General features: G+C 69.5%; 17 protein-coding genes. 7 read left to right on the forward strand and 10 right to left on the reverse strand.

Going from position 1 to position 18353, the window contains the following annotated elements; genetic code table 11:
- Positions 1–144 precede the first annotated feature (144 nt).
- Complete coding sequence (locus tag AB0J16_RS42590; RefSeq protein WP_358550822.1) at positions 145–1245, forward strand: alpha/beta hydrolase-fold protein; 1101 nt, start codon at positions 145–147, stop codon at positions 1243–1245.
- A 15-nt stretch (positions 1246–1260) separates the two neighbouring features.
- Here the strand turns inward: AB0J16_RS42590 and AB0J16_RS42595 are convergent, their stop codons facing one another.
- Both AB0J16_RS42595 and AB0J16_RS42600 read right to left on the reverse strand, forming a co-directional pair.
- Positions 1261–1731: a GerMN domain-containing protein gene (locus tag AB0J16_RS42595; RefSeq protein ID WP_358550824.1), complete on the reverse strand. Its 471-nt coding sequence runs from the start codon at positions 1729–1731 to the stop codon at positions 1261–1263.
- Complete coding sequence (locus tag AB0J16_RS42600; protein WP_358550826.1) at positions 1728–2087, reverse strand: MerR family DNA-binding transcriptional regulator; 360 nt, start codon at positions 2085–2087, stop codon at positions 1728–1730. The genes AB0J16_RS42595 and AB0J16_RS42600 overlap by 4 nt, the downstream gene beginning before the upstream one ends.
- Positions 2088–2188: 101 nt before the next feature.
- Between AB0J16_RS42600 and ahcY the strand changes: the two genes are divergently transcribed.
- On the forward strand, positions 2189–3616 hold the full coding sequence (gene ahcY / locus AB0J16_RS42605) for an adenosylhomocysteinase (protein ID WP_358550828.1): 1428 nt from the start codon (positions 2189–2191) through the stop codon (positions 3614–3616).
- A gap of 180 nt (positions 3617–3796) precedes the next feature.
- The gene (locus tag AB0J16_RS42610) at positions 3797–5032 is read left to right on the forward strand and encodes an adenosylhomocysteinase (RefSeq protein WP_358550830.1); all 1236 of its coding nucleotides are present in this window, start codon (positions 3797–3799) and stop codon (positions 5030–5032) included.
- Positions 5033–5075: 43 nt separating this feature from the next.
- Here the strand turns inward: AB0J16_RS42610 and AB0J16_RS42615 are convergent, their stop codons facing one another.
- A complete protein-coding gene (locus AB0J16_RS42615) occupies positions 5076–5708 on the reverse strand; it encodes a DUF305 domain-containing protein (RefSeq protein ID WP_358550832.1) in 633 nt (210 codons plus the stop codon).
- A 175-nt stretch (positions 5709–5883) separates the two neighbouring features.
- Here AB0J16_RS42615 and AB0J16_RS42620 point away from each other — a divergent pair, with 175 nt between their 5' ends.
- A complete protein-coding gene (locus AB0J16_RS42620; protein WP_358550834.1) occupies positions 5884–7275 on the forward strand; it encodes a hypothetical protein in 1392 nt (463 codons plus the stop codon).
- 224 nt (positions 7276–7499) lie between these two features.
- Here the strand turns inward: AB0J16_RS42620 and AB0J16_RS42625 are convergent, their stop codons facing one another.
- Positions 7500–8624, reverse strand: coding sequence for an aminotransferase class V-fold PLP-dependent enzyme (locus AB0J16_RS42625; RefSeq protein ID WP_358550836.1), 1125 nt, complete (start codon positions 8622–8624; stop codon positions 7500–7502).
- An 83-nt stretch (positions 8625–8707) separates the two neighbouring features.
- Here AB0J16_RS42625 and AB0J16_RS42630 point away from each other — a divergent pair, with 83 nt between their 5' ends.
- Together AB0J16_RS42630 and AB0J16_RS42635 are read left to right on the forward strand one after the other, a co-directional pair.
- Positions 8708–9244, forward strand: a complete 537-nt coding sequence (locus AB0J16_RS42630) for an XRE family transcriptional regulator (protein ID WP_358550838.1) — start codon at positions 8708–8710, stop codon at positions 9242–9244.
- Between the two features lie 53 nt (positions 9245–9297).
- Entirely contained in the window at positions 9298–10659 is a 1362-nt protein-coding gene (locus AB0J16_RS42635; RefSeq protein WP_358550840.1) for a hypothetical protein, read from the forward strand.
- 9 nt (positions 10660–10668) lie between these two features.
- Here the strand turns inward: AB0J16_RS42635 and AB0J16_RS42640 are convergent, their stop codons facing one another.
- Positions 10669–11685: an RDD family protein gene (locus AB0J16_RS42640; protein ID WP_358550842.1), complete on the reverse strand. Its 1017-nt coding sequence runs from the start codon at positions 11683–11685 to the stop codon at positions 10669–10671.
- A gap of 51 nt (positions 11686–11736) precedes the next feature.
- On the opposite strand from AB0J16_RS42640, the gene AB0J16_RS42645 reads away from it, so the two are divergent.
- Positions 11737–12729 (forward strand): stage II sporulation protein M, encoded by a 993-nt coding sequence (locus AB0J16_RS42645; protein ID WP_358550844.1) that lies wholly within the window; start codon positions 11737–11739, stop codon positions 12727–12729.
- Between the two features lie 6 nt (positions 12730–12735).
- Here AB0J16_RS42645 and AB0J16_RS42650 read toward each other — a convergent pair whose 3' ends face one another.
- Genes AB0J16_RS42650 through AB0J16_RS42670 form a run of 5 tightly spaced genes read right to left on the reverse strand, consistent with a single transcriptional unit; the run spans position 12736 to position 18144 of the window.
- Positions 12736–14109 carry a DUF58 domain-containing protein gene (locus AB0J16_RS42650; protein WP_358550846.1) on the reverse strand — a complete coding sequence of 458 codons (1374 nt, stop codon included), beginning with the start codon at positions 14107–14109 and terminating at the stop codon, positions 12736–12738.
- Positions 14109–15086 (reverse strand): MoxR family ATPase, encoded by a 978-nt coding sequence (locus AB0J16_RS42655; protein ID WP_357949082.1) that lies wholly within the window; start codon positions 15084–15086, stop codon positions 14109–14111. Before AB0J16_RS42655 ends, AB0J16_RS42650 begins: the two co-directional genes overlap by 1 nt.
- Positions 15076–16263, reverse strand: coding sequence for a DUF4350 domain-containing protein (locus AB0J16_RS42660; RefSeq protein WP_358550848.1), 1188 nt, complete (start codon positions 16261–16263; stop codon positions 15076–15078). Before AB0J16_RS42660 ends, AB0J16_RS42655 begins: the two co-directional genes overlap by 11 nt.
- Positions 16264–16297: 34 nt before the next feature.
- Positions 16298–16918 (reverse strand): DUF4129 domain-containing protein, encoded by a 621-nt coding sequence (locus tag AB0J16_RS42665; protein WP_357949088.1) that lies wholly within the window; start codon positions 16916–16918, stop codon positions 16298–16300.
- Positions 16915–18144 (reverse strand): glycerophosphoryl diester phosphodiesterase membrane domain-containing protein, encoded by a 1230-nt coding sequence (locus tag AB0J16_RS42670; protein WP_358550850.1) that lies wholly within the window; start codon positions 18142–18144, stop codon positions 16915–16917. The genes AB0J16_RS42665 and AB0J16_RS42670 overlap by 4 nt, the downstream gene beginning before the upstream one ends.
- Positions 18145–18353: the final 209 nt, after the last annotated feature.

Genomic DNA, 18353 nt, shown 5'->3' on the forward strand with positions numbered 1-18353 from the left:
ACGGCCGTGTTAGCTCGCCGGTGGTGATCAGGTGGTTCCGGTCCGAGACCGGCTATCAGGTCGAAGGGTCGAACCGGGGTCCGTGCCGACAGATTTGCCGCAGGGGCTTAACCCGATGCTTACGCCGCGCGGAGTATGCCTATCGTGGAGGACGATATGGGACTGACCTCGGTGAAACTTCAATTTCTCGTGCTGGTGCTCGCGGTAGGGGCGCTGGTCGCGACCGTCTGGCTGTGGCCCCGGTTGAGCGGCCGCGGCTGGCCGGCCGTACTGGGCAGGGTGGGTGTGCTCGCGGGAGACCAGCTGTTAACGCTGGTGGCGCTCGCCCTGATCGGGAACTCGTACTTCGGCTTCTACGGCTCGTGGGACGACGTGCTCGGCACTGACACGGGATCGGCGCCCATCACGGTCGCGGGCGTCGGCGCGGGCATCAAGGTGCTGTCCCAGCGGGCCGTACGGGGTGGGCGGATCGAGCAGGTGATGATGCCGGGGCCGACCACGCACCTCAGCGAGGAGGCCTACATCTTCCTGCCCTCGGCCTACTACACCGACAAGCAGGCGCGCTTCCCCGCGATCCTGTCGCTGACCGGCTACCCGGGCGACCCGCGCAACCTCATGACCCGGCTCGACCTGCCTGGGCGGATGGCGAGCGCGATCGCCAAGCACCAGGTCAAGCCGACGATCCTGGTGATGATGCGGCCGAGTGTGGTGCTGCCGCGCGACACCGAGTGCGTCGACGTGCCGAACGGGCCGCAGGTGCAGGCGTACTTCGCCACTGATGTGCGGCGGGACATGATCGCCTCGTACCGGGTGGGGAGCGGGCGGGACTACTGGGGCGTGCTGGGCGGCTCGACCGGCGGCTACTGCGCGCTGAAGCTCACGATGACCCATCCGGACGCGTTCTCGGCGGCCGTGTCGCTCTCGGGCTACTACAAGACGATCATCGACGGCACCACCGGTGACCTGTTCGGCGGGGACAAGGCGGTCGAACAGCGCAATGACCTCATGTGGCGGCTGTCCAGCCTGCCCGCGCCGCCGGTCACCGTGCTGGTCACCAGCAGCAAGAAGGGCGAGAGCGACTATGGGTCGACGCAGCGGTTCTTGGCCGCGGTGAAGCCGCCGATGCAGGCGTCGTCGCTGATCCTGCCCAGCGGCGGGCACAACTTCAACACCTGGAACAGGGAGCTGCCACAGGCTCTGCCGTGGCTCGCTCAGCAGCTCCACGCCCCCGCCTCCGCCGCGTAGCGGCCCCTACCCGTTCTACTCGTGGCCGGTTATGCAGGACGTGCCCGCGTCCGACTGGTCGAACAGGCAGCGGCCGTCCTTGTCCAGCGTGATCACTTTCTTGACCGACTTGAACTGCTTCAACGTGGCGGCGATCGTGTGCAGGGCGCGCGCGTCGCCGCCCACCCCGCTGCCCCACACCGTCCGGCAGAAGCGCAGCGTGGCCTTGCCGTCCTTGATCTTCAGCTTGAAGTCGGCGCCGCAGTCGGACGGTCCGCGGAGCCGTCCGGTCAGCTCGGAGCGCAGGCCCCTCCCGCGCTCCGCCTTGGTCGGGCCCGCGATCAGTTGCTCGATCGCGAACTTGGCGACGCCGCGATCGGGCGCCTTCCTGGTCACCGCGACCACCTTGCCGGGAATGCCGTCTCCCTTGGAGAAGTAGACCTTGACCTCGCCGGTCAGCTGCGCCGGGGAGAGGGCGAGCACGGTGGCCATCAGCAGTTCCATCATGACCGTTTGGACGCGTGGCCGGGAGCGGAGGTTCGCAGGAGGCGCAACGCCTTCTCCTGCTCGAAGTCCAGGGCGCGGCGCGGCGCCTGGATGCGCCCGATTCGCACCCCGAGATCGCGTACGGCACCCGCCACGGCGGGCTCGCTGAGCACCCGCAACGCGAACGCCAACTCGGCGGGCGAGATGTCGAAGCGCTTCTCCAGCTCGATCCCCTGAGCCACCGCCGCGAGCTCGTCCGCGCCGAACCTCCGATGCGCACCCTGCTCCCGGACCGGCGGCAGAAGGCCAAGAGCCTCCCGGTATCGGAGCATTCGCGGGGACATGCCGAGCCGCCTGGCCGCTTCAGTGATGCGCATCCTTACATTCTTACGTCAGCTTTCGGGTGGTAGAGATGCGACCTTGCTCGGACGGCACCTAAACTCATCGCGACAACTCCGTGATGCGAGGGGAAAACCCGATGGACTTCAAGGTCGCTGACCTTTCACTTGCCGACTTCGGCCGCAAGGAGATCCGGCTCGCCGAGCATGAGATGCCCGGCCTCATGGCGATCCGCCGTGAGTACGCAAGTACGCGACCCCTGTCCGGCGCGCGGATCATGGGCTCCCTGCACATGACGATCCAGACCGCCGTCCTCATCGAGACGCTGGTCGCGCTCGGCGCCGAGGTCCGCTGGGTCAGCTGCAACATCTTCTCCACCCAGGACCACGCCGCCGCCGCGGTCGTCGTCGGCCCCACAGGCACCGTCGAGGACCCCAAGGGCGTCCCGGTCTTCGCCTGGAAGGGCGAGACGCTGGAGGAGTACTGGTGGTGCACCGAGCAGGCGCTCACCTGGCCCGGCGGCGTGACCCCCAACATGATCCTCGACGACGGCGGCGACGCCACGCTCCTCGTCCACAAGGGCGCCGAGTATGAGAAGGCCGGGGCCGTCCCGTCCGCCACGGACGACGACCCGGAGGAGTGGCACGTCATCATCGACCTGCTCCAGCGCACGGTCGGCGACGACAAGCGGTGGACCGCGATCGCCGAGAGCATCAAGGGCGTGACCGAGGAGACCACGACCGGCGTGCACCGCCTCTACGAGATGCACAAGACCGGCTCGCTGCTGTTCCCGGCCATCAACGTCAACGACTCGGTGACCAAGTCCAAGTTCGACAACAAGTACGGCTGCCGCCACTCGGTGATCGACGGCCTCAACCGCGCCACCGACGTGCTGATCGGCGGCAAGGTGGCCGTGGTCTGCGGCTACGGCGACGTGGGCAAGGGCTGCGCCGACGCGCTGCGCGGCCAGGGCGCCCGCGTCATCGTGACCGAGATCGACCCGATCTGCGCGCTCCAGGCGGCCATGGACGGCTTCCAGGTCACCACGCTGGACGAGGTCGTCAGCCAGGCCGACATCTTCATCACCACGACCGGCAACTTCGACATCATCACCGCCGCGCACATGGCGAAGATGAAGCACCAGGCGATCGTCTCCAACATCGGTCACTTCGACAACGAGATCGACATGGCCGGCCTGGCCAAGCTGCCCGGCGTCGAGAAGCGCAACATCAAGCCGCAGGTGGACGAGTGGGTGTTCGCCGACGGCCACTCGATCATCGTCCTGGCCGAGGGCCGGCTGATGAACCTGGGCTGCGCCACCGGGCACCCGAGCTTCGTCATGTCCAACTCGTTCACCAACCAGGTGATCGCGCAGATCGAGCTGTTCGCGAAGACGGACGAATACCCGATCGGCGTCTACGTGCTGCCCAAGCACCTGGACGAGAAGGTCGCCCGCCTGCACCTGGACGCGCTGGGCGTGAAGCTCACCGAGCTGACCAAGGTCCAGGCCGAGTACATCGGCGTCCCGGTCGAGGGCCCGTACAAGCCCGACCACTATCGTTACTGATTTCTTTTAAGCCCGGCCACTGTCGGTGCTGATTTCTTTCTTTACGGCAGAGCACGGTGAGCGCCAACCCCGCACGGGGTTGGCGTCTGTCCAGGGGAACGCTCCTCCGGTGATGCGGGGCGGGGCGCCGTTACGTGCGTCTTCTTGACCGTCTTCTTCGGGGAAGTGTGGGGTGGAGCGGTGGATCTTTCGGAGAGCGGAGAGCGGCATATCAATTGGGCCGCTCGGTCCATGCCTGTGTTGACCGCTGTGGGGTCGCGGTTCGCTGTGTCCCGGCCGCTCGACGGCTTGAAGATCGCCGCCTGCCTGCACGTCACCGCCGAGACCGCGGTGCTTATGGGGGCGTTGAAGGCCGGCGGGGCTGAGATCGCTCTTGCCGCCTCCAACCCCCTGTCCACGCAGGATGACGTCGCCCAGGCGTTGCGTGGGTACGGGATCGCCGTTCACGCGCGGGCCGGGGTGGATCGGGCCACCTACTACCGGCATATTCATCAGGCGCTCGATCTGGGGCCTGACCTTGTGCTGGACGACGGGTGTGATCTGGTCAACATCCTGCACACCGAGCGGACCGATCTCCTGGACGGGGTCTCCGGAGGTTGTGAGGAGACCACCACCGGGATCATCCGGTTGCGGCAGATGGCCGCCGAGAGCGCGTTGCGGTTTCCGGTCGTGGCCGTGAATGACACCCGGACCAAGCGGATGTTCGACAACCGCTACGGGACCGGGCAGTCCACGCTCGACGGGATCATGCGGGCCACCAACATGATGCTGGCCGGGCGGACCGTCGTGGTGGCCGGGTTCGGCTACTGCGGCCGGGGGGTCGCCGAACGGGCCAAGGGGCTGGGGGCGCGGGTGCTCGTCACCGAGATCGACGCCGTCAAGGCGCTGGACGCCACCCTTCAGGGGTATGAGGTGCGGCCCATGGCGGAGGCCGCCGTGGCCGGGGATCTGTTCATCACCGTCACCGGGAACCGGGACGTCATCCGGGGTGAGCATCTGGCCGTCATGAAGGACGGCGCCATTCTCGCCAATGCCGGGCATTTCGACATCGAGATCGACGTGCGGGCCCTGGACGAGCTGGCCGAGGAGGTCCACCGCGGGGTGCGGCCCAACACCGACGAGTACGTGCTGGCGGACGGGCGGCGGCTGCTGTTGCTGGCCGAAGGGCGGCTGGTCAATCTGACCGCGGCCGAGGGGCATCCGGCGGCCGTGATGGACATGTCGTTCTCGGCGCAGGCGCTGGCCGTCGCCTGGCTGGCCGAGGAGCGGGCGCGGCTGATGCCGGGCGTCTACGACGTACCCGAGGAGATCGACCACGAGGTGGCCAGGCTCAAGCTGGCCGCCGCCGGGATCGGGATCGACACGCTCACCGGCGAGCAGGAGGAATATCTGCATTCCTGGCGGGTCGGTTCCTAGGCCAACATTCCTGGCTGCCAGGGCACATTCCTGGGGGCGGCTGCTAGAGCAGTTGGCCCATCCGCCGGATTTCCGCCGCCTGGCTGACCGAGATGTCCTCGGCGATCTCCTGGACGCGCAGGTGTGAGCCCTGGGTGATGACCTCGGTCGACATGGTGATCGCGCCCTGGTGGTGGGCGGTCATCAGCTGGACGAACAGCTGGTCGAACGCCGGGCCCTTGGCGGCCTTGAGGCTCTCCATCTGCTCCGGCGTGGCCATGCCCGGCATGCCGTCATGGGCGGCGTGGTGCTCGGGCACCTGCTGGCCCTGAGCCTTCAGCCAGTCCGTCATCATGGCGATCTCCGGGCCCTGCACCTGGTTGATCCGCGACGCCAGGCGCTTCACTCCGTCGTTCGCCGATCGCGAGGGGGCCAGCAGGGCCATGTCGAGGGCCTGGCGGTGGTGGATGATCATGTTCTGCATGTAGCGGACGTCGGCCGCGTTGGCCTTCTGGGGTGGTACGGCGGTGGCGGCCTCGCTCGGGCTCAGCGTCCTGGCCTCCTCGCCGGGTCGTCCGGGAGCGATGACGGGCGCCGTCGCGTCGGCGGTCGGGGCGGGCGGGGCCGCGGAGGTGCCCCCCGAGCAGCCGGTGACGAGCAGGATGGCGCAGGTGCCGACGGTTAGTGCGTTGCGCACCTGACCTCCTTGACCGCGGGGAGTCGCGACGTCGCACTATAGACGCCTCTTCGACTCCAAGGAAATAGGGCAAGTCAGCAAATTTCTTGACACAGTGCTTGCTAGGCGAGAGCTGACAGTCCGGGTCAGAATTTTGTCATTTATGTGTGCCTTATGACCCGGAAGGAGCCCGAGGGTGCTGACCCTTCGCAGGACCCTGGTCGCGGCCGGAGCCGCCGTCGCGTTAGGACTGACGGCGCTGCCCGCCTTGGCCGCCGACATCCCGCCGGCCGACACCGTGGTGACCAGCCCGAACGTGACCCACGTGCTGAACATCCCCAAGCCGGCGCCGATCGCCGCCACCATCAACACCGACATCGCCTTCCAGGGTGACTACGCCTACGTGGGCAACTACGGCGGCTTCTCCATCTACGACATCCGGAACCCGAAGAAGGCCACGCCGGTCAGTTCGGTCGTGTGTCCTGGAAGCCAGATGGATGTCACCGTCTACGGCAATCTGCTTTTCACCGCCGTCGACTCCTCGCGCAGCGACGACTCCTGCAACAGCACGGCCCTGTCGGCGGATCACAAGGAGGCCTGGGAGGGCATCCGGATCTTCGACATCAGCGACAAGACCGCGCCCAAGTACATCAAGTCCGTCGAGACGAACTGCGGCTCGCACACGCTGACGCTGGTGCCGGGCAAGGGCTGGGACAAGAAGAAGAACGTCTACATCTACGTGCAGTCGTACAACCCGAACGCGACCTTCCCCGACTGCCTGCCGCCGCACGACAAGATCTCGATCGTCAAGGTGCCGCTGAAGGACCCGACCGCGGCGGCCGTCGCGGCCACCCCGGTCGTCTTCCCCGACGGCGGCAACGAGACCCAGCCGGGGCTGCTCATCCCGACGAGCGGTTGCCACGACATCACCGTGTACGCGGAGAAGGACATCGCGGCGGGCGCCTGCATGGGTGACGGCGTGCTGTTCGACATCTCCGACCGGCTGAACCCGAAGGTCACGGCCAGGACCACCGATCCGAACTTCGCCTTCTGGCACTCGGCGACGTTCAGCAACGACGCCAAGAAGGTCGTCTTCACCGACGAGCTCGGCGGTGGCGGCGCGGCCACCTGCAACGAAGCGACCGGGCCGAACCGCGGCGCCGACGCGATCTATGACATCTCGCACGGCCGGCTCGTCTTCAAGAGCTACTTCAAGATCCCGCGCTACCAGGCCGACAGCGAGAACTGCGTCGCGCACAACGGCTCGCTGATCCCGGTCAAGGGCAAGGACATCATGGTCCAGGCGTGGTACATGGGCGGCGTCTCGATCTGGGACTTCACCAACTCGGCCGCGCCGAAGGAGATCGGCTACTTCGAGCGCGGCCCCCGCGCCGACAACAGCGGTGGTGGCGTGTGGTCGGCGTACTACTACAACGGCTACATCTACGCCGCCGACTTCAACGAGGGCCTGGACGTCATCAAGATCAATGACCGGCTCACCGACGGCGCCGCACGGGTGCGCGCCGACCAGCTGAACGTCCAGACCCAGCAGTCCTACCGCGAGTGGGGCTGGGGTTACGACGACTGACCCCACCACCTGGCACTGATCCCGCCATCTGGCACTAAATCCGGCCACCTGGCACTGATCCGGCCACCCGGTACGGCGGAGCCCATCCGGCTCCGCCGTACCGGCGTAAGTCCTGAGACCTCCGTTGTACCGGCGGGGCCTCAGGACGTCCGGTGCGGGCCTCAGGACGTCCGGCAAACGTCTCAGGACGTCCGGCAAACGTCTCAGGACGTCCGGCAGACGTCTCAGGACTTGCGGCAGAGGCTGATGGCGTCCGCGACGGCCGCCACGTCGGACCGGTCGTTGTAGTAGTGGAACGACATGCGCAGCAGGTCGCCGCGTGGCGCGGTCACGATGCGCCGCTCGGCCAGCCGGGCGGCCAGCCCCTGGGGGTCGTCGTCCGCTATCGCCACCTGCGGCCCGCGCGCGCCGGCCGGGCTCGCCACCCGCTCGCCCGCCGCCGCCAGCCGCTCGGCCAGCTCCTCGACGAGCGCCGACACATGATCCCGTACGGCCCGCGGGTCCACCCGCTCGATGAGGTCGAACCCGGCGTTGGCCGCGTAGGCCGACGGCACGGGCGGCGTGCCGGTCTCGAAGCGCCGCGCGTCCCCGGGGAAGTCCAGCAGCCGGGTGTCGAACGCGAACGGGTTCACCCGGCCGAACCAGCCCGTCAGCTCCGGGTCGCGCTGATGCTCCAGGCCGTCGCGCACGTAGAGGAACGCGATGCCGGGCAGGCCGAGCAGGTACTTCAGTGAGCCCGAGGTCAGATAGTCGCAGCCGAGCGCGCGCACGTCGATCGGGGTGACCCCGGTGGCCTGGTAGGCGTCCACGAACACTCGCGCCCCCTGCTCGTGCGCCAGCCGTACGACGTCCTCGGCGGGCAGGCGGGCGCCGTTGCGGTAAGTGATCAGCGGGACCGACACCAGGTTGACGCGTTCGTCCACCACCCGCGCGTACGCTCCGGCCTCGACGTACTCGCCCGTGTCCGCGGCCACCCGCACCTGGGCGCCGCGTCCGCCCTGGGCCAGCCAGACGTGCGCGATCGACGGGAACTCCAGGTCGTTGGTCACGATGCCGGAGCGGCTCGACCAGTCGAGCGACGAGGCGACCTGGAAGGCGGCCTCCGAAGCGCACGAGAGCACCGCGATCTCGCCGGGGGAGGCCCCGATGAGCCGGGCGAACCGCTCGCGGGCCCACTCGACCTCGGCCATCCACACGTCCCAGGGAGCGCCCTTGTCCCGCAGCGAGTAGCCGATCTCCTGCAGCGAGTACGCCAGCCGGGAGGACAGGGCGCCCTGGCTGCAAGTCGCCAGATGCACGGTGTCGGCCAGCGACGGAAACTCCGCCCGGAATTGGGCAGCGTTCAACATATGTAACATTCCGGGCCGCCTATCAGCCGCTTTTCCTTGAATTCAATAAACCTTCAATCACGCTACATCGATAGGATCGCCGGATGATTGGCACCAGAATTCGCGAGCTCCGGTCCGAACGTAATCTCACCGTGGCGCAGCTCGCGACTGCCTCGGGGGTGCCGAGCGCGTTGCTCAGCCAGGTCGAGCGCAATCGGGACGACCCCAGCCTGGAGACCCTGCGGAAGATCGCCAAGGCGTTGGGGCTGCCGCTGTTCAGCCTGTTCCAGGAGTCGGATCCGGCCCTCGTGGCGGTGATCCGCGCCGAGGCCCGGGTGCGGGTCAAGTCGCCGGCCGACGGGATCACCTACACGCGCGTGTCGCCGGGTCGCGGCCTGCTTGAGGTCCTGGAGGGGCACCTGCTGCCCGGTGGCTCGTCGGCCGCCGAGCCGTGGACGCATCCGTCGGAGGAGTGCGTGATGGTGCTGCGGGGGCGGCTCGTCGTCGAGGTCTCAGGCATCACCCATGAACTCGAGGCGGGCGACAGCTGCTATTTCGACTCCTCGCTGCCGCACCGCTATCTGAACACGGGCACCGAACCCACCGACTTCATCATTGCCGCGACGCCCCCTAGTTACTGATTTTTCCTGTCATAGTGATGCGGCTAGTGCCAACCCAAACCAGGAGGTCCTTCGTGGTGTCCAGATTCGGCCGCGCCTTGATTGTGGCGGGAGCGGCGTTGCTGGTGCTGCCGGTGCTACCGGCCCAGGCGTCGGACGACGTCAAGGCCAGCGCCAACGTCAAGCTCGTCGCCAACGTCCCGAAACAGGGGCCGTTCAAGGACTCCGAAGCCTACGACACCGACCTGGCCTTCCAGGGTGACTACGCCTACCAGGGCAATTACCACGGCTTCACGATCTACGACATCAAGAACCCGGCCAAGCCGGCGGTCGTCAGCCGCGTCAGCTGCCCCGCCGCCCAGAACGACGTCTCGGTCCAGGGCGACCTGCTCTTCCTGTCGGTGGACGAGTCGATGACCAATGACTCCTGCAAGGCCGACGCCGAGACGCCCAGCGTGAAGTCGGCGTGGGAGGGCATCCGGATCTTCGACATCAGCGACAAGAAGCGGCCCAAGTACATCAAGTCCATCGAGACCGCCTGCGGCTCGCACACGCACACGCTCGTGCCCGACAAGACGCGGCCGGGCAAGAAGAGCACGGCCGTCTACCTGTACGTCTCGTCATACGGGCCCGCCAAGTCCTACCCCGACTGCAAGCCGCCGCACGACCGGATCTCGATCGTCAAGGTGCCGCTCGGCAAGCCCACCTCCGCCAAGGTCGTCGCGCGCCCGGTGCTCTTCCCTGACGGCGGCAACGAGAAGCAGGAGGACCTGCTCGCCCCGACCACCGGTTGTCACGACATCACCGTGTTCCCGGCCAAGGACCTGGCCGCGGGCGCCTGCATGGGCGACGGCGTGCTCATGGACATTTCCGACAGGGAGCACCCCAAGGTCACGGCCAGGGTCACCGACGAGAACTTCGCGTTCTGGCACTCGGCGACGTTCAACAACACCGGTACCAAGGTCGTCTTCACCGACGAGCTGGGCGGGGGTGTCATGGCCGCCTGCAACACGACGGTCGGTCCCCAGCGGGGCGCGGACGCGGTCTATGACATCACCGATGGCCAGCTCGGGTTCAAGAGCTACTACAAGATCCCGCGCAACCAGACCGGGGACGAGAACTGCGTGGCGCACAACGGCTCGCTGATCCCGGTCGCGGGCCGCGACATCATGGTCCAGGCGTGGTACCAGGGCGGCGTGTCGATCTGGGACTTCACCGACTCCTCGGCACCCGCGGAGATCGGCTACTTCGACCGCGGCCCGCTCAAGCCCCAGAACCTCGGCGGTTCCTGGTCGGCCTACTACTACAACGGCCACATCTACAGCAGCGACATCCAGAAGGGCCTGGACGTGCTGACCATCACCGACCAGCGGACCGACCCGGCCGCCACGAAGCGGCTGAAGAGCCTCAACACCCAGACCCAGTACGCCTACTGACCCGCCCGGTTACTGGGGCGGCACGAACCCACCCGGAGTCGCCTGCGGCGACTCCGGCGCACTCGGCGCCTGCGGCTGGTAAGGCTGTGCGGGCTGCGGCTGGTAAGGCTGTCCGGCCTGGTACGGCTGGGCGGTCTGAGGCTGGTACTGCTGGGCGGGCGGCGTCGTCGGCGGATAGGGCGCTGGGTATCCCGGCGGAGGCGGCGCCTGGTACGCCCCTGGTTGCGCGAAGGGCCCCGGTTGGGGGAAAAGTCCAGGTTGCACCGGGGGAGCCATGCCGTTGCGCTGAGCCAGCCGTACCTGGTCGCGCCTGCGACGTTCGGCCAGGACGGCGCTCAGGTAGGCGTGCGGCGGCACCCCGGACGGCGCGGCAGGTGAGACGAACGCCGCCACCTGAGCCGCGATGCGCATCCCCACCTCGTGCTGGATCTGCGGCGACAGGTCGTGCCAGCGGGAGACGTACTGCCGGGCGGCCGTCGCGACCTCCTCTGGCAGTTGGGAGAGCTCCAGCGTCGCGGCCCAGGCGGCCAGCGGCGGCGGCATCATGATCAGGTGCCCGTCGGATCGCGGCCCGCGCTCCGAGATCACGATCGTGCCCGCGAAGATGTCGCCCAGCCGCTTGCCCCGCTGGGAGACCAGCGAGGAGATCAACGCCGGCGCCCCGGAGAACATCCAGAACTCCACCAGCCCGGCCAGCCCGCGGAACAGCGCCTGCCGGAACCGTTCGGGGCTCCCGTCGTCGCTGACCACCCGCAGCCCGAGCGCCAGCTTGCCGAGGCTCCGCCCCCTGCTCACCGTCTCGAAGATGACCGGGTAGCCCACGATCACCAGCACGAGCAGCACGATCGACACGGCCGCGAACAGCGCCGTGTCGGTGACCAGGAAGAACGCTTGCAAGGCAACGTACGTGGCGATCAGGACGGTCATCTGGACCGCCATGTCGATGATGAGCGCCAAGGCGCGGGACGGCATCTGGGCCACCCGTACCTCGACGACGACGGCGTCACCGGTCACAACCTCTGACATACGTGGAGCCTAACGGCATTGACTCGATGGATGACCGGCCACAATGGTCGGGTGGACATCGATGCGTTCGTCACCGTACACCGCCCGGTATGGGACAGATTGGAGCACTTGGTCAAACACCGCTCCTCCCTGACCGGTCCCGAGGTCGACGAGCTGGTCGACCTCTACCAGCGGGTGTCCACGCATCTGTCGATCGTCCGTTCGTCCTCCGCGGACGCGATGCTGACCGGCCGCCTGTCCGCGCTGGTGGCCAGGGCGCGGTCGGCGGTGACCGGCGCGCACACGCCCGCCTGGCGGGAGTTCGTCAGGTTCGTCACCGTGTCGTTCCCGGTGGTGGCCTACCGGGCCCGGTGGTGGTGGCTGGCCACGTCGCTGGCGTTCATCGCCGTCTCGTGGGTGCTCGGCGCGTGGGTGGCGAGCAATCCCCAGGTGCAGACCTCGATCGCCTCGCCCGATGAGATCACGCAGCTCGTCGAGCACGACTTCGCCGACTACTACTCGGAGAACCCGGCCGCCTCCTTCGCCGGACACGTGTGGATCAACAACGCGTGGGTCTCGGCGCAGGTCATCATCTACGCGATCCTCCTGGGCCTGCCGATTCCGGTGCTGCTCTGGTCGAACGCCGCCAACCTCGGCGTCTCCGCCGGGCTGATGGCCTCCCGTGGCAAGCTGGACATCTTCTTCGGGCTGATCACCCCGCACGGCCTGCTGGAGCTGACCGCGGTCTTCCTGGCGGCGGCCGTCGGCATGCGGCTGGGCTGGACGGTCATCGACCCCGGGCCGCGCAAGCGGGTCGAGGCGCTGGCCGAGCAGGGCCGGGCGGTGGTCAGCGTGGCGCTCGGGCTGGTCGGGGTGCTGTTCGTGTCGGGGCTCATCGAGGCGTTCGTCACGCCGTCCGGGCTGCCGACCCCGGTGCGGGTGGGCATCGGGGTGCTCGCCGAAGGGGCCTTTCTCGCGTACGTGATCGTCTTCGGCAGACGGGCGCTGCGCCAGAACGAGACCGGCGACCTCGAACGCGCCCCGGACGTCGCACCCAGCGCCTGACGTTGTTTACAGGCGGCCGGCGGCCTTCAGCGCCAGGTACGCGTCCGCCAGGGCCGGGGCGATGTCCTCCGGGGGCGCGTCCACTACCTCGACGCCGTGGCGGCGCAGCCGGGCGGTGATGCGCCGCCGCCCCAGCTGCGTGTGCTCGGCCGCCGCCGCGTCGTACACCTGCTCGGCCGTGTCCTTCTGGGCCGCCATCGCCGCCACGCGCGGATCGGAGACGCCCGCGACCAGCACCAGGTGGCGCGCGGACAGCTGCGGCAGCACCGGCATCAGCCCCTCTTCGAGCGCGGCCGAGTTGAGGTCGGTGAGCAGCACGACCAGGCAGCGCCGCTTGGCCCGGGACAGGACCGCCGCGACCATGCCCTGCGAGTCGGCCTCGATCAGCTCCGCCTCGATCGGTGCCATCGCGTTGACCAGCGACGACAGCAGCTCGGTGCGGGAGGCGCCGGCCACCCAGGCGCGTACGGCCCGGTCGTAGGCGAGGAAGTCCACCTGGTCGCCCGCCTTGGCGGCCAGCGCGGCGAGCAGCAGGGCGGCGTCCATCGACCAGTCGAGCCGAGGCCAGCCCGGCACCGGCCGGGGCTCCGGCCGGACCAGCAGCCCGCCGGCGCCCGCCGCGGCGCCGGCCATCGGCGTCGGGGCGTCGCCCACTCGGCCCGCGGAGGTGCGGCCGGTGTCGAGCACGATCAGCACCCGCCGGTCGCGTTCCGGACGCCAGGTGCGGACGACCACGTCGTGGCGGCGCGCGGTGGCCCGCCAGTCGATGGAGCGTACGTCGTCGCCCACCACGTACTCGCGCAGCGAGTCGAACTCGGTGCCCTGCCCGCGTACCAGGGCCGGGTGCTGGCCGTCGAGCTCGCGGAGCCTGGCCAGCCGGGAGGGCAGGTGCTTGCGCGACAGGAACGGCGGCAGCACGCGCACCGACCACGGCGCCCGGTGGGTGCCCTGACGGGCGGCCAGGCCGAGCGGCCCGAGCGAGCGCACGGTGAGCGCCACGGACTCGCGGTCGCCGCGCCTGGTCGGGGTGAGCGTCACGACGAGCTTGCGGCGCTCTCCGGCGGGCACGTCGAGCCGCTGGGAGCGCGGTGAGGCGCCCGCGGAGGGCGGCCAGGCGTCGCGCAGCAGACCGCGTACGCGCCTGCCGCCTGGGTTCTCCACCACCAGCTCGACCGTCGCCTGGCCGCCGAGCCGGACCAGCCGGTCGCCCGAGCGGTGGAAGCGCAGCGGGCGGACCGCGCCCGCGAACACCAGGTCCACGATGATCGCGGCGGCCAGCAGCAGGCAGACGCCCGCGACCGCGGGTCCCGGATCGGGCGCCAGCAGCACGACCACGATGCCGATCGCCGCCACCAGCCCGGCGCGTCCCGTCAGAGCCATCAGCGCGGGACCGGGACCGAGGCCAGGATGCCGTCGAGCAGGCCGTCGGAGGTCGCGCCCTCCAGCTCGGCCTCGGGCCGCAGCTGGATCCGGTGCCGCAGCGCGGGCCTGGCCAGCGCCTTGACGTCGTCGGGCGTGACGTAGGCACGGCCCGACAGCCACGCCCAGGCCCGCGAGGCGGCCAGGAGCGCGGTCGCGCCACGCGGCGAGACGCCGAGCTGGAGCGAAGGAGAGTTCCTGGTGGCCCGGGACACGTCCACGATGTAGCCGAGCACCTCGGGCGCCACGTGTACCTTCGAGACCGCCTCGCGGCCCGCTTCGAGGTCCTGGGCGGTGGCGACGGGCTTGATCTCGGACAGGTCGCGCGGGTCGAAGCCGCGCGCGTGCCGTTCGAGGACCATGATCTCCTGGTCGCGCGGTGGCAGCGGCACGGTCAGCTTGAGCTGGAACCGGTCGAGCTGCGCCTCCGGCAGCTGGTAGGTGCCCTCGTACTCGATCGGGTTCTGCGTCGCGCACACCACGAACGGGTCGGGCAGCTTGCGCGCGTCGCCCTCCACGCTGACCTGCCGCTCCTCCATCGCCTCCAGCAGCGCGGCCTGGGTCTTCGGCGGGGTGCGGTTGATCTCGTCGGCCAGCAGCAGGTTGGTGAACACCGGCCCCTCTCGGAACTCGAACCGCGCCGTCTTCGCGTCGTAGATCAGCGAGCCGGTCACGTCGCCCGGCATCAGGTCGGGCGTGAACTGCACCCGCTTGAAGTCCAGCGACAGCGCGGCGGACAAGGTGCGGACCATGAGCGTCTTGGCCACGCCCGGCACGCCTTCGAGCAGCACGTGCCCCCTGCACAGCAACGCGATGACCAACCCGGTCACCACGGCGTCCTGGCCCACCACGGCCTTGGACACCTCGGCGCGCAGCGCGCTGAGCGCGTCCCTGGCCGCGTCACCGCCGGGCACGTGGGCGGTCTCCTCAATGTTCACTGACGGTCCTCTCGATGACGTCCAAGTAGCGTGCCAGGCCGACGAGCCCGGCGTCGTCGGCGGGGGGCGGGCCGTACAACGCGGCGCCGACCTCCTGCGGGTCCTGGCCGGTCCGTACGGCGATGGCGGTCACCAGCTCATGCCGGCCCGAGCCGGAGCCGAGGCCGAGCCGGGGAGTGAGCCGGTCGATCGTGCCCGCTCTGAGCGAGTCGGCCGCCCTGCCCCTGGCCCGCCTTGCTCGGTAGAGCCGCCCGCGCCCCTCGACCGTCTCCGCGGCCCGCACCACGACGGGCAGCCGCTCGGTCACGACCGGCCCCAGCCGCCGGCCCCGCCAGAACGCCACCAGCGCCACCGTGATGACCGACATCAGCACGGCCCAGGGGATGCCCGCGGGCATCAGTTCGTAGATGGACTGACCGGCCTCGCCGGGCAGCTCGCCCACCGGCGGCGTCTCCGGCGCCACCAGCCAGGTCACGGCCTTGGCCGAGCCCAGCAGGTTGAGGGCGAGCGCGGCGTTGCCGTCCTCGGCCAGGCGCTGGTTGGTCATGAACTCGCCACTGCCCAGGACCGTCGTGGTGCCGCCCGCGTTGGGGTAGCTGACCAGCGTCGATCCGTCGCCCGCCGGGTAGCAGCCGATGGTGCCCGACGGTCCGGTGAACGCGCTGCCGCCGATGAACGCGCTGCCCGCGGCCTTGGCGGCGGGCAATGAGCACTCCGGCTCGCGGGAGCGCTCGCGGGCGCCGCCCCGCTCCGGCCGTACGCCGGGGGCCAGCTCGTCGAGGTCGAAGACGCTGCCGACGATCACCCGGTCGCCCTGGATCGCGGCCAGCTCGCGGGTGTTGGCGTAGGTCGCGTCAGTGATCAGCAGCAGCCGGTCGCCCGGCGCGGCGCCGTTCGCCTTCGCGGCGGCCGCCCCTGAGGAGCCGACCCGGTCGACGGTGACACCGCGGTCGCGCAGCAGCTCGGCCAGCGCCATCGAGCCCGACAGCGAGGAGTCGGCGGGGTCCAGATGGCGGGCCGGGCGGGAGTCCGGTTTGAGCAGCACGCTCAAGACCGCGGCGAGCACGATGAGCGCGCCGAGCAGGACGATCATCCGGCTCGCCCGCCAGGTCGAGCGCACGGTCGGGGCGGTGGAGTAGGACTCGCCGGTCTCCTGGGGGCGCATGTCGAGGCTCATGGGGTCCTCCCGACCGACGGGACCGGCCTGGCGCTCATGGGGTCCTCCCGGCCAGTGGGACCGGCCTGGCCTGGCGGAGCCGCTCGTCGAGCTCGCTCATGGCGGTGTACGCCTCCCGGGTGCCCGGCACGTCGCCGTAGGTCACGTCGTCGAACGAGCGGGCGGCGGCCGTCAGTTCCGCGGCGAAGGCGGGCAGCGCCTGGCCCGCCTCGGCGGCCAGTTCGTCGGCCGTGCGTCCGGGCAGGCCGTCGACCAGGGCCCGCTCTTCCAGGTCGCGGGCGATGGCGCGCAGCCGTTCCTGGATCGCCTCGGTCCATCGGCCCTGGGTGGCCAGCCGTTCGGCCGCCTGGCGGTGCTCGGCGGCGGTCATCCTCCGCTCGCCGAACAGGCCGTCCGCCGCCGTCGCGTTCGCCCGCGAGGTCTTGCGGAGCTGCCATACGACCAGCGCGATGACCCCGCCGATGATCAGTACGATCACGACGGCGGAGATGATGCCGCCGGTCGTGCCGCCCCCCGTGGCCGCGTCCATGAGATCGCCGACGAACTGGGTGAAGCGCCGGTACGCCTGGTCCAGCAGTGATTCCTTCTCGTATCCGGGCTTGAGGAGCTCATCCGCGGCCCTGCGCGCGGCCTCCCCCCTGTCGATCGGCGTCACGGCCTGGCGGAGTTGGACGGGTGCCAGAGCTCGTCGGCTGAGGCGTGCACCCAGCCCTGACGCTGCTGCTCGATCGCCGCCGTCTGCAGCACCAGGTCGAACGCCTCGCTGCGCATCCGCCGGTCGGCGTAGAGGAGACCCGAGACGCCCGCCTCGAACGGATAGGTGATCATCGCGCCGAGCGTGCCGCCGATGGTGATCAGCACCGTGGACAGGACGGTGGCGCCCGCCGACTCGCCGAGCAGGCCGAAGAGGGTGCCGGCGATGGTGAAGGGCACCTCCAGGATGCCCGCGACGAGCCCGACCAGCAGCGAGGTGAGCAGCAGGATGCCGAGCACCCGCCAGAAGTCGCCGGTCACGAGGTTCCAGGAGCGCCGCAGGGCGTCGACGGGGCCCCTTCCCTCCAGCACCACGGCCGGGGCCGCGAGCGCGAAGCGGGTCCGGAAGTACAGCACGTAGGCGATGTACAGGATGAGCAGCAGCCCGGTGATCACGAGCACGCCGCCGGCCGCGGCGGGCGAGTCGTCGCCCGTGCCGGTCGCGATGACCGCGACGATGATCAGCGCGATGACGACCAGCGGGACCAGCATGATGACGGCCATCAGCCCCACCACGCCGAACAGCGCCGGGACGCGGCCCTTGGTCAGCTGCCACGCCTCTCCGGCGGAGATCTTGCCGCCGAACACGGCGCGGCCGAGTATCCGCATCAGCACGCCGGTCAGGAGGGTCACCACGACGAAGCTGACCGCGTAGGAGACGATCGCGCCGCCGTACTGGGCGATGAACCCGCCGTACAGGCCGCTCACGTCCGCCTGCTCCGCCGAGGACGGATCGTTAAGCACGCCGCGCATGGTGTCGAAGGCGAACACCTGCCCGATCGCGATCGGGACGGCCCCGAGCAGCGCGGCGACCGCCGAGAGGCCCAGCACGGCCTTGGGGTTGGACCGGATCAGTTTGATCGTTCCGTCGAGGATGTCGCCCAGCCCCAGCGGCCGTAGCGGTATGATCCCCGGGCGCAGTGCGGGCGGATGCGGCATGTAGCCGTAGCCGGGCGGCGGCTGCTGATAGGGCGGTTGCGGACCAGAACCGGGTGGCGGCTGCTGCGGCTGTTGGTGCTCGAAGCCGGGGGCGGTCCACGGCGAGGTCTGCGGGGCGCCGTAGGGAGGGGGCTGTTCTGGAGCCCAGCCTGGTGGCGTCTCGGGCGAGGGACCGTGACCGTCTGACATATCCCAATCCTGGCATGGTGGGCGGGGCATTGGTGTCGTGCGTACGATTCGCCGGCGCAACTTGCCCGCATTCCAGGGCGTTCCGGCTCAAGGATCTCATCGAAGGATGGCCGAAAGTCGTTCCGTTACCGCAGACTGAGATTGCGGTCGCGGATGCAAGTCTAAAACTCGTCTTTTGCGGGTCTCATGTCCCACGCATGGGCCAACTA

It is taken from the genome of Nonomuraea sp. NPDC049750 (assembly GCF_040659625.1).
Classification (GTDB): Bacteria; Actinomycetota; Actinomycetes; order Streptosporangiales; family Streptosporangiaceae; genus Nonomuraea.

Excerpts from the sequence above, each read along its gene's own strand:
- AB0J16_RS42595 (WP_358550824.1), bottom strand. The coding sequence starts at position 1,731 with ATGATGGAACTGCTGATGGCCACCGTGCTCGCCCTCTCCCCGGCGCAG.
- AB0J16_RS42600 (WP_358550826.1), bottom strand. The coding sequence starts at position 2,087 with ATGCGCATCACTGAAGCGGCCAGGCGGCTCGGCATGTCCCCGCGAATG.
- ahcY (WP_358550828.1), top strand. The coding sequence starts at position 2,189 with ATGGACTTCAAGGTCGCTGACCTTTCACTTGCCGACTTCGGCCGCAAG.
- AB0J16_RS42625 (WP_358550836.1), bottom strand. The coding sequence starts at position 8,624 with ATGTTGAACGCTGCCCAATTCCGGGCGGAGTTTCCGTCGCTGGCCGAC.
- AB0J16_RS42630 (WP_358550838.1), top strand. The coding sequence starts at position 8,708 with ATGATTGGCACCAGAATTCGCGAGCTCCGGTCCGAACGTAATCTCACC.
- AB0J16_RS42640 (WP_358550842.1), bottom strand. The coding sequence starts at position 11,685 with ATGTCAGAGGTTGTGACCGGTGACGCCGTCGTCGTCGAGGTACGGGTG.
- AB0J16_RS42650 (WP_358550846.1), bottom strand. The coding sequence starts at position 14,109 with ATGGCTCTGACGGGACGCGCCGGGCTGGTGGCGGCGATCGGCATCGTG.
- AB0J16_RS42660 (WP_358550848.1), bottom strand. The coding sequence starts at position 16,263 with ATGAGCCTCGACATGCGCCCCCAGGAGACCGGCGAGTCCTACTCCACC.
- AB0J16_RS42670 (WP_358550850.1), bottom strand. The coding sequence starts at position 18,144 with ATGTCAGACGGTCACGGTCCCTCGCCCGAGACGCCACCAGGCTGGGCT.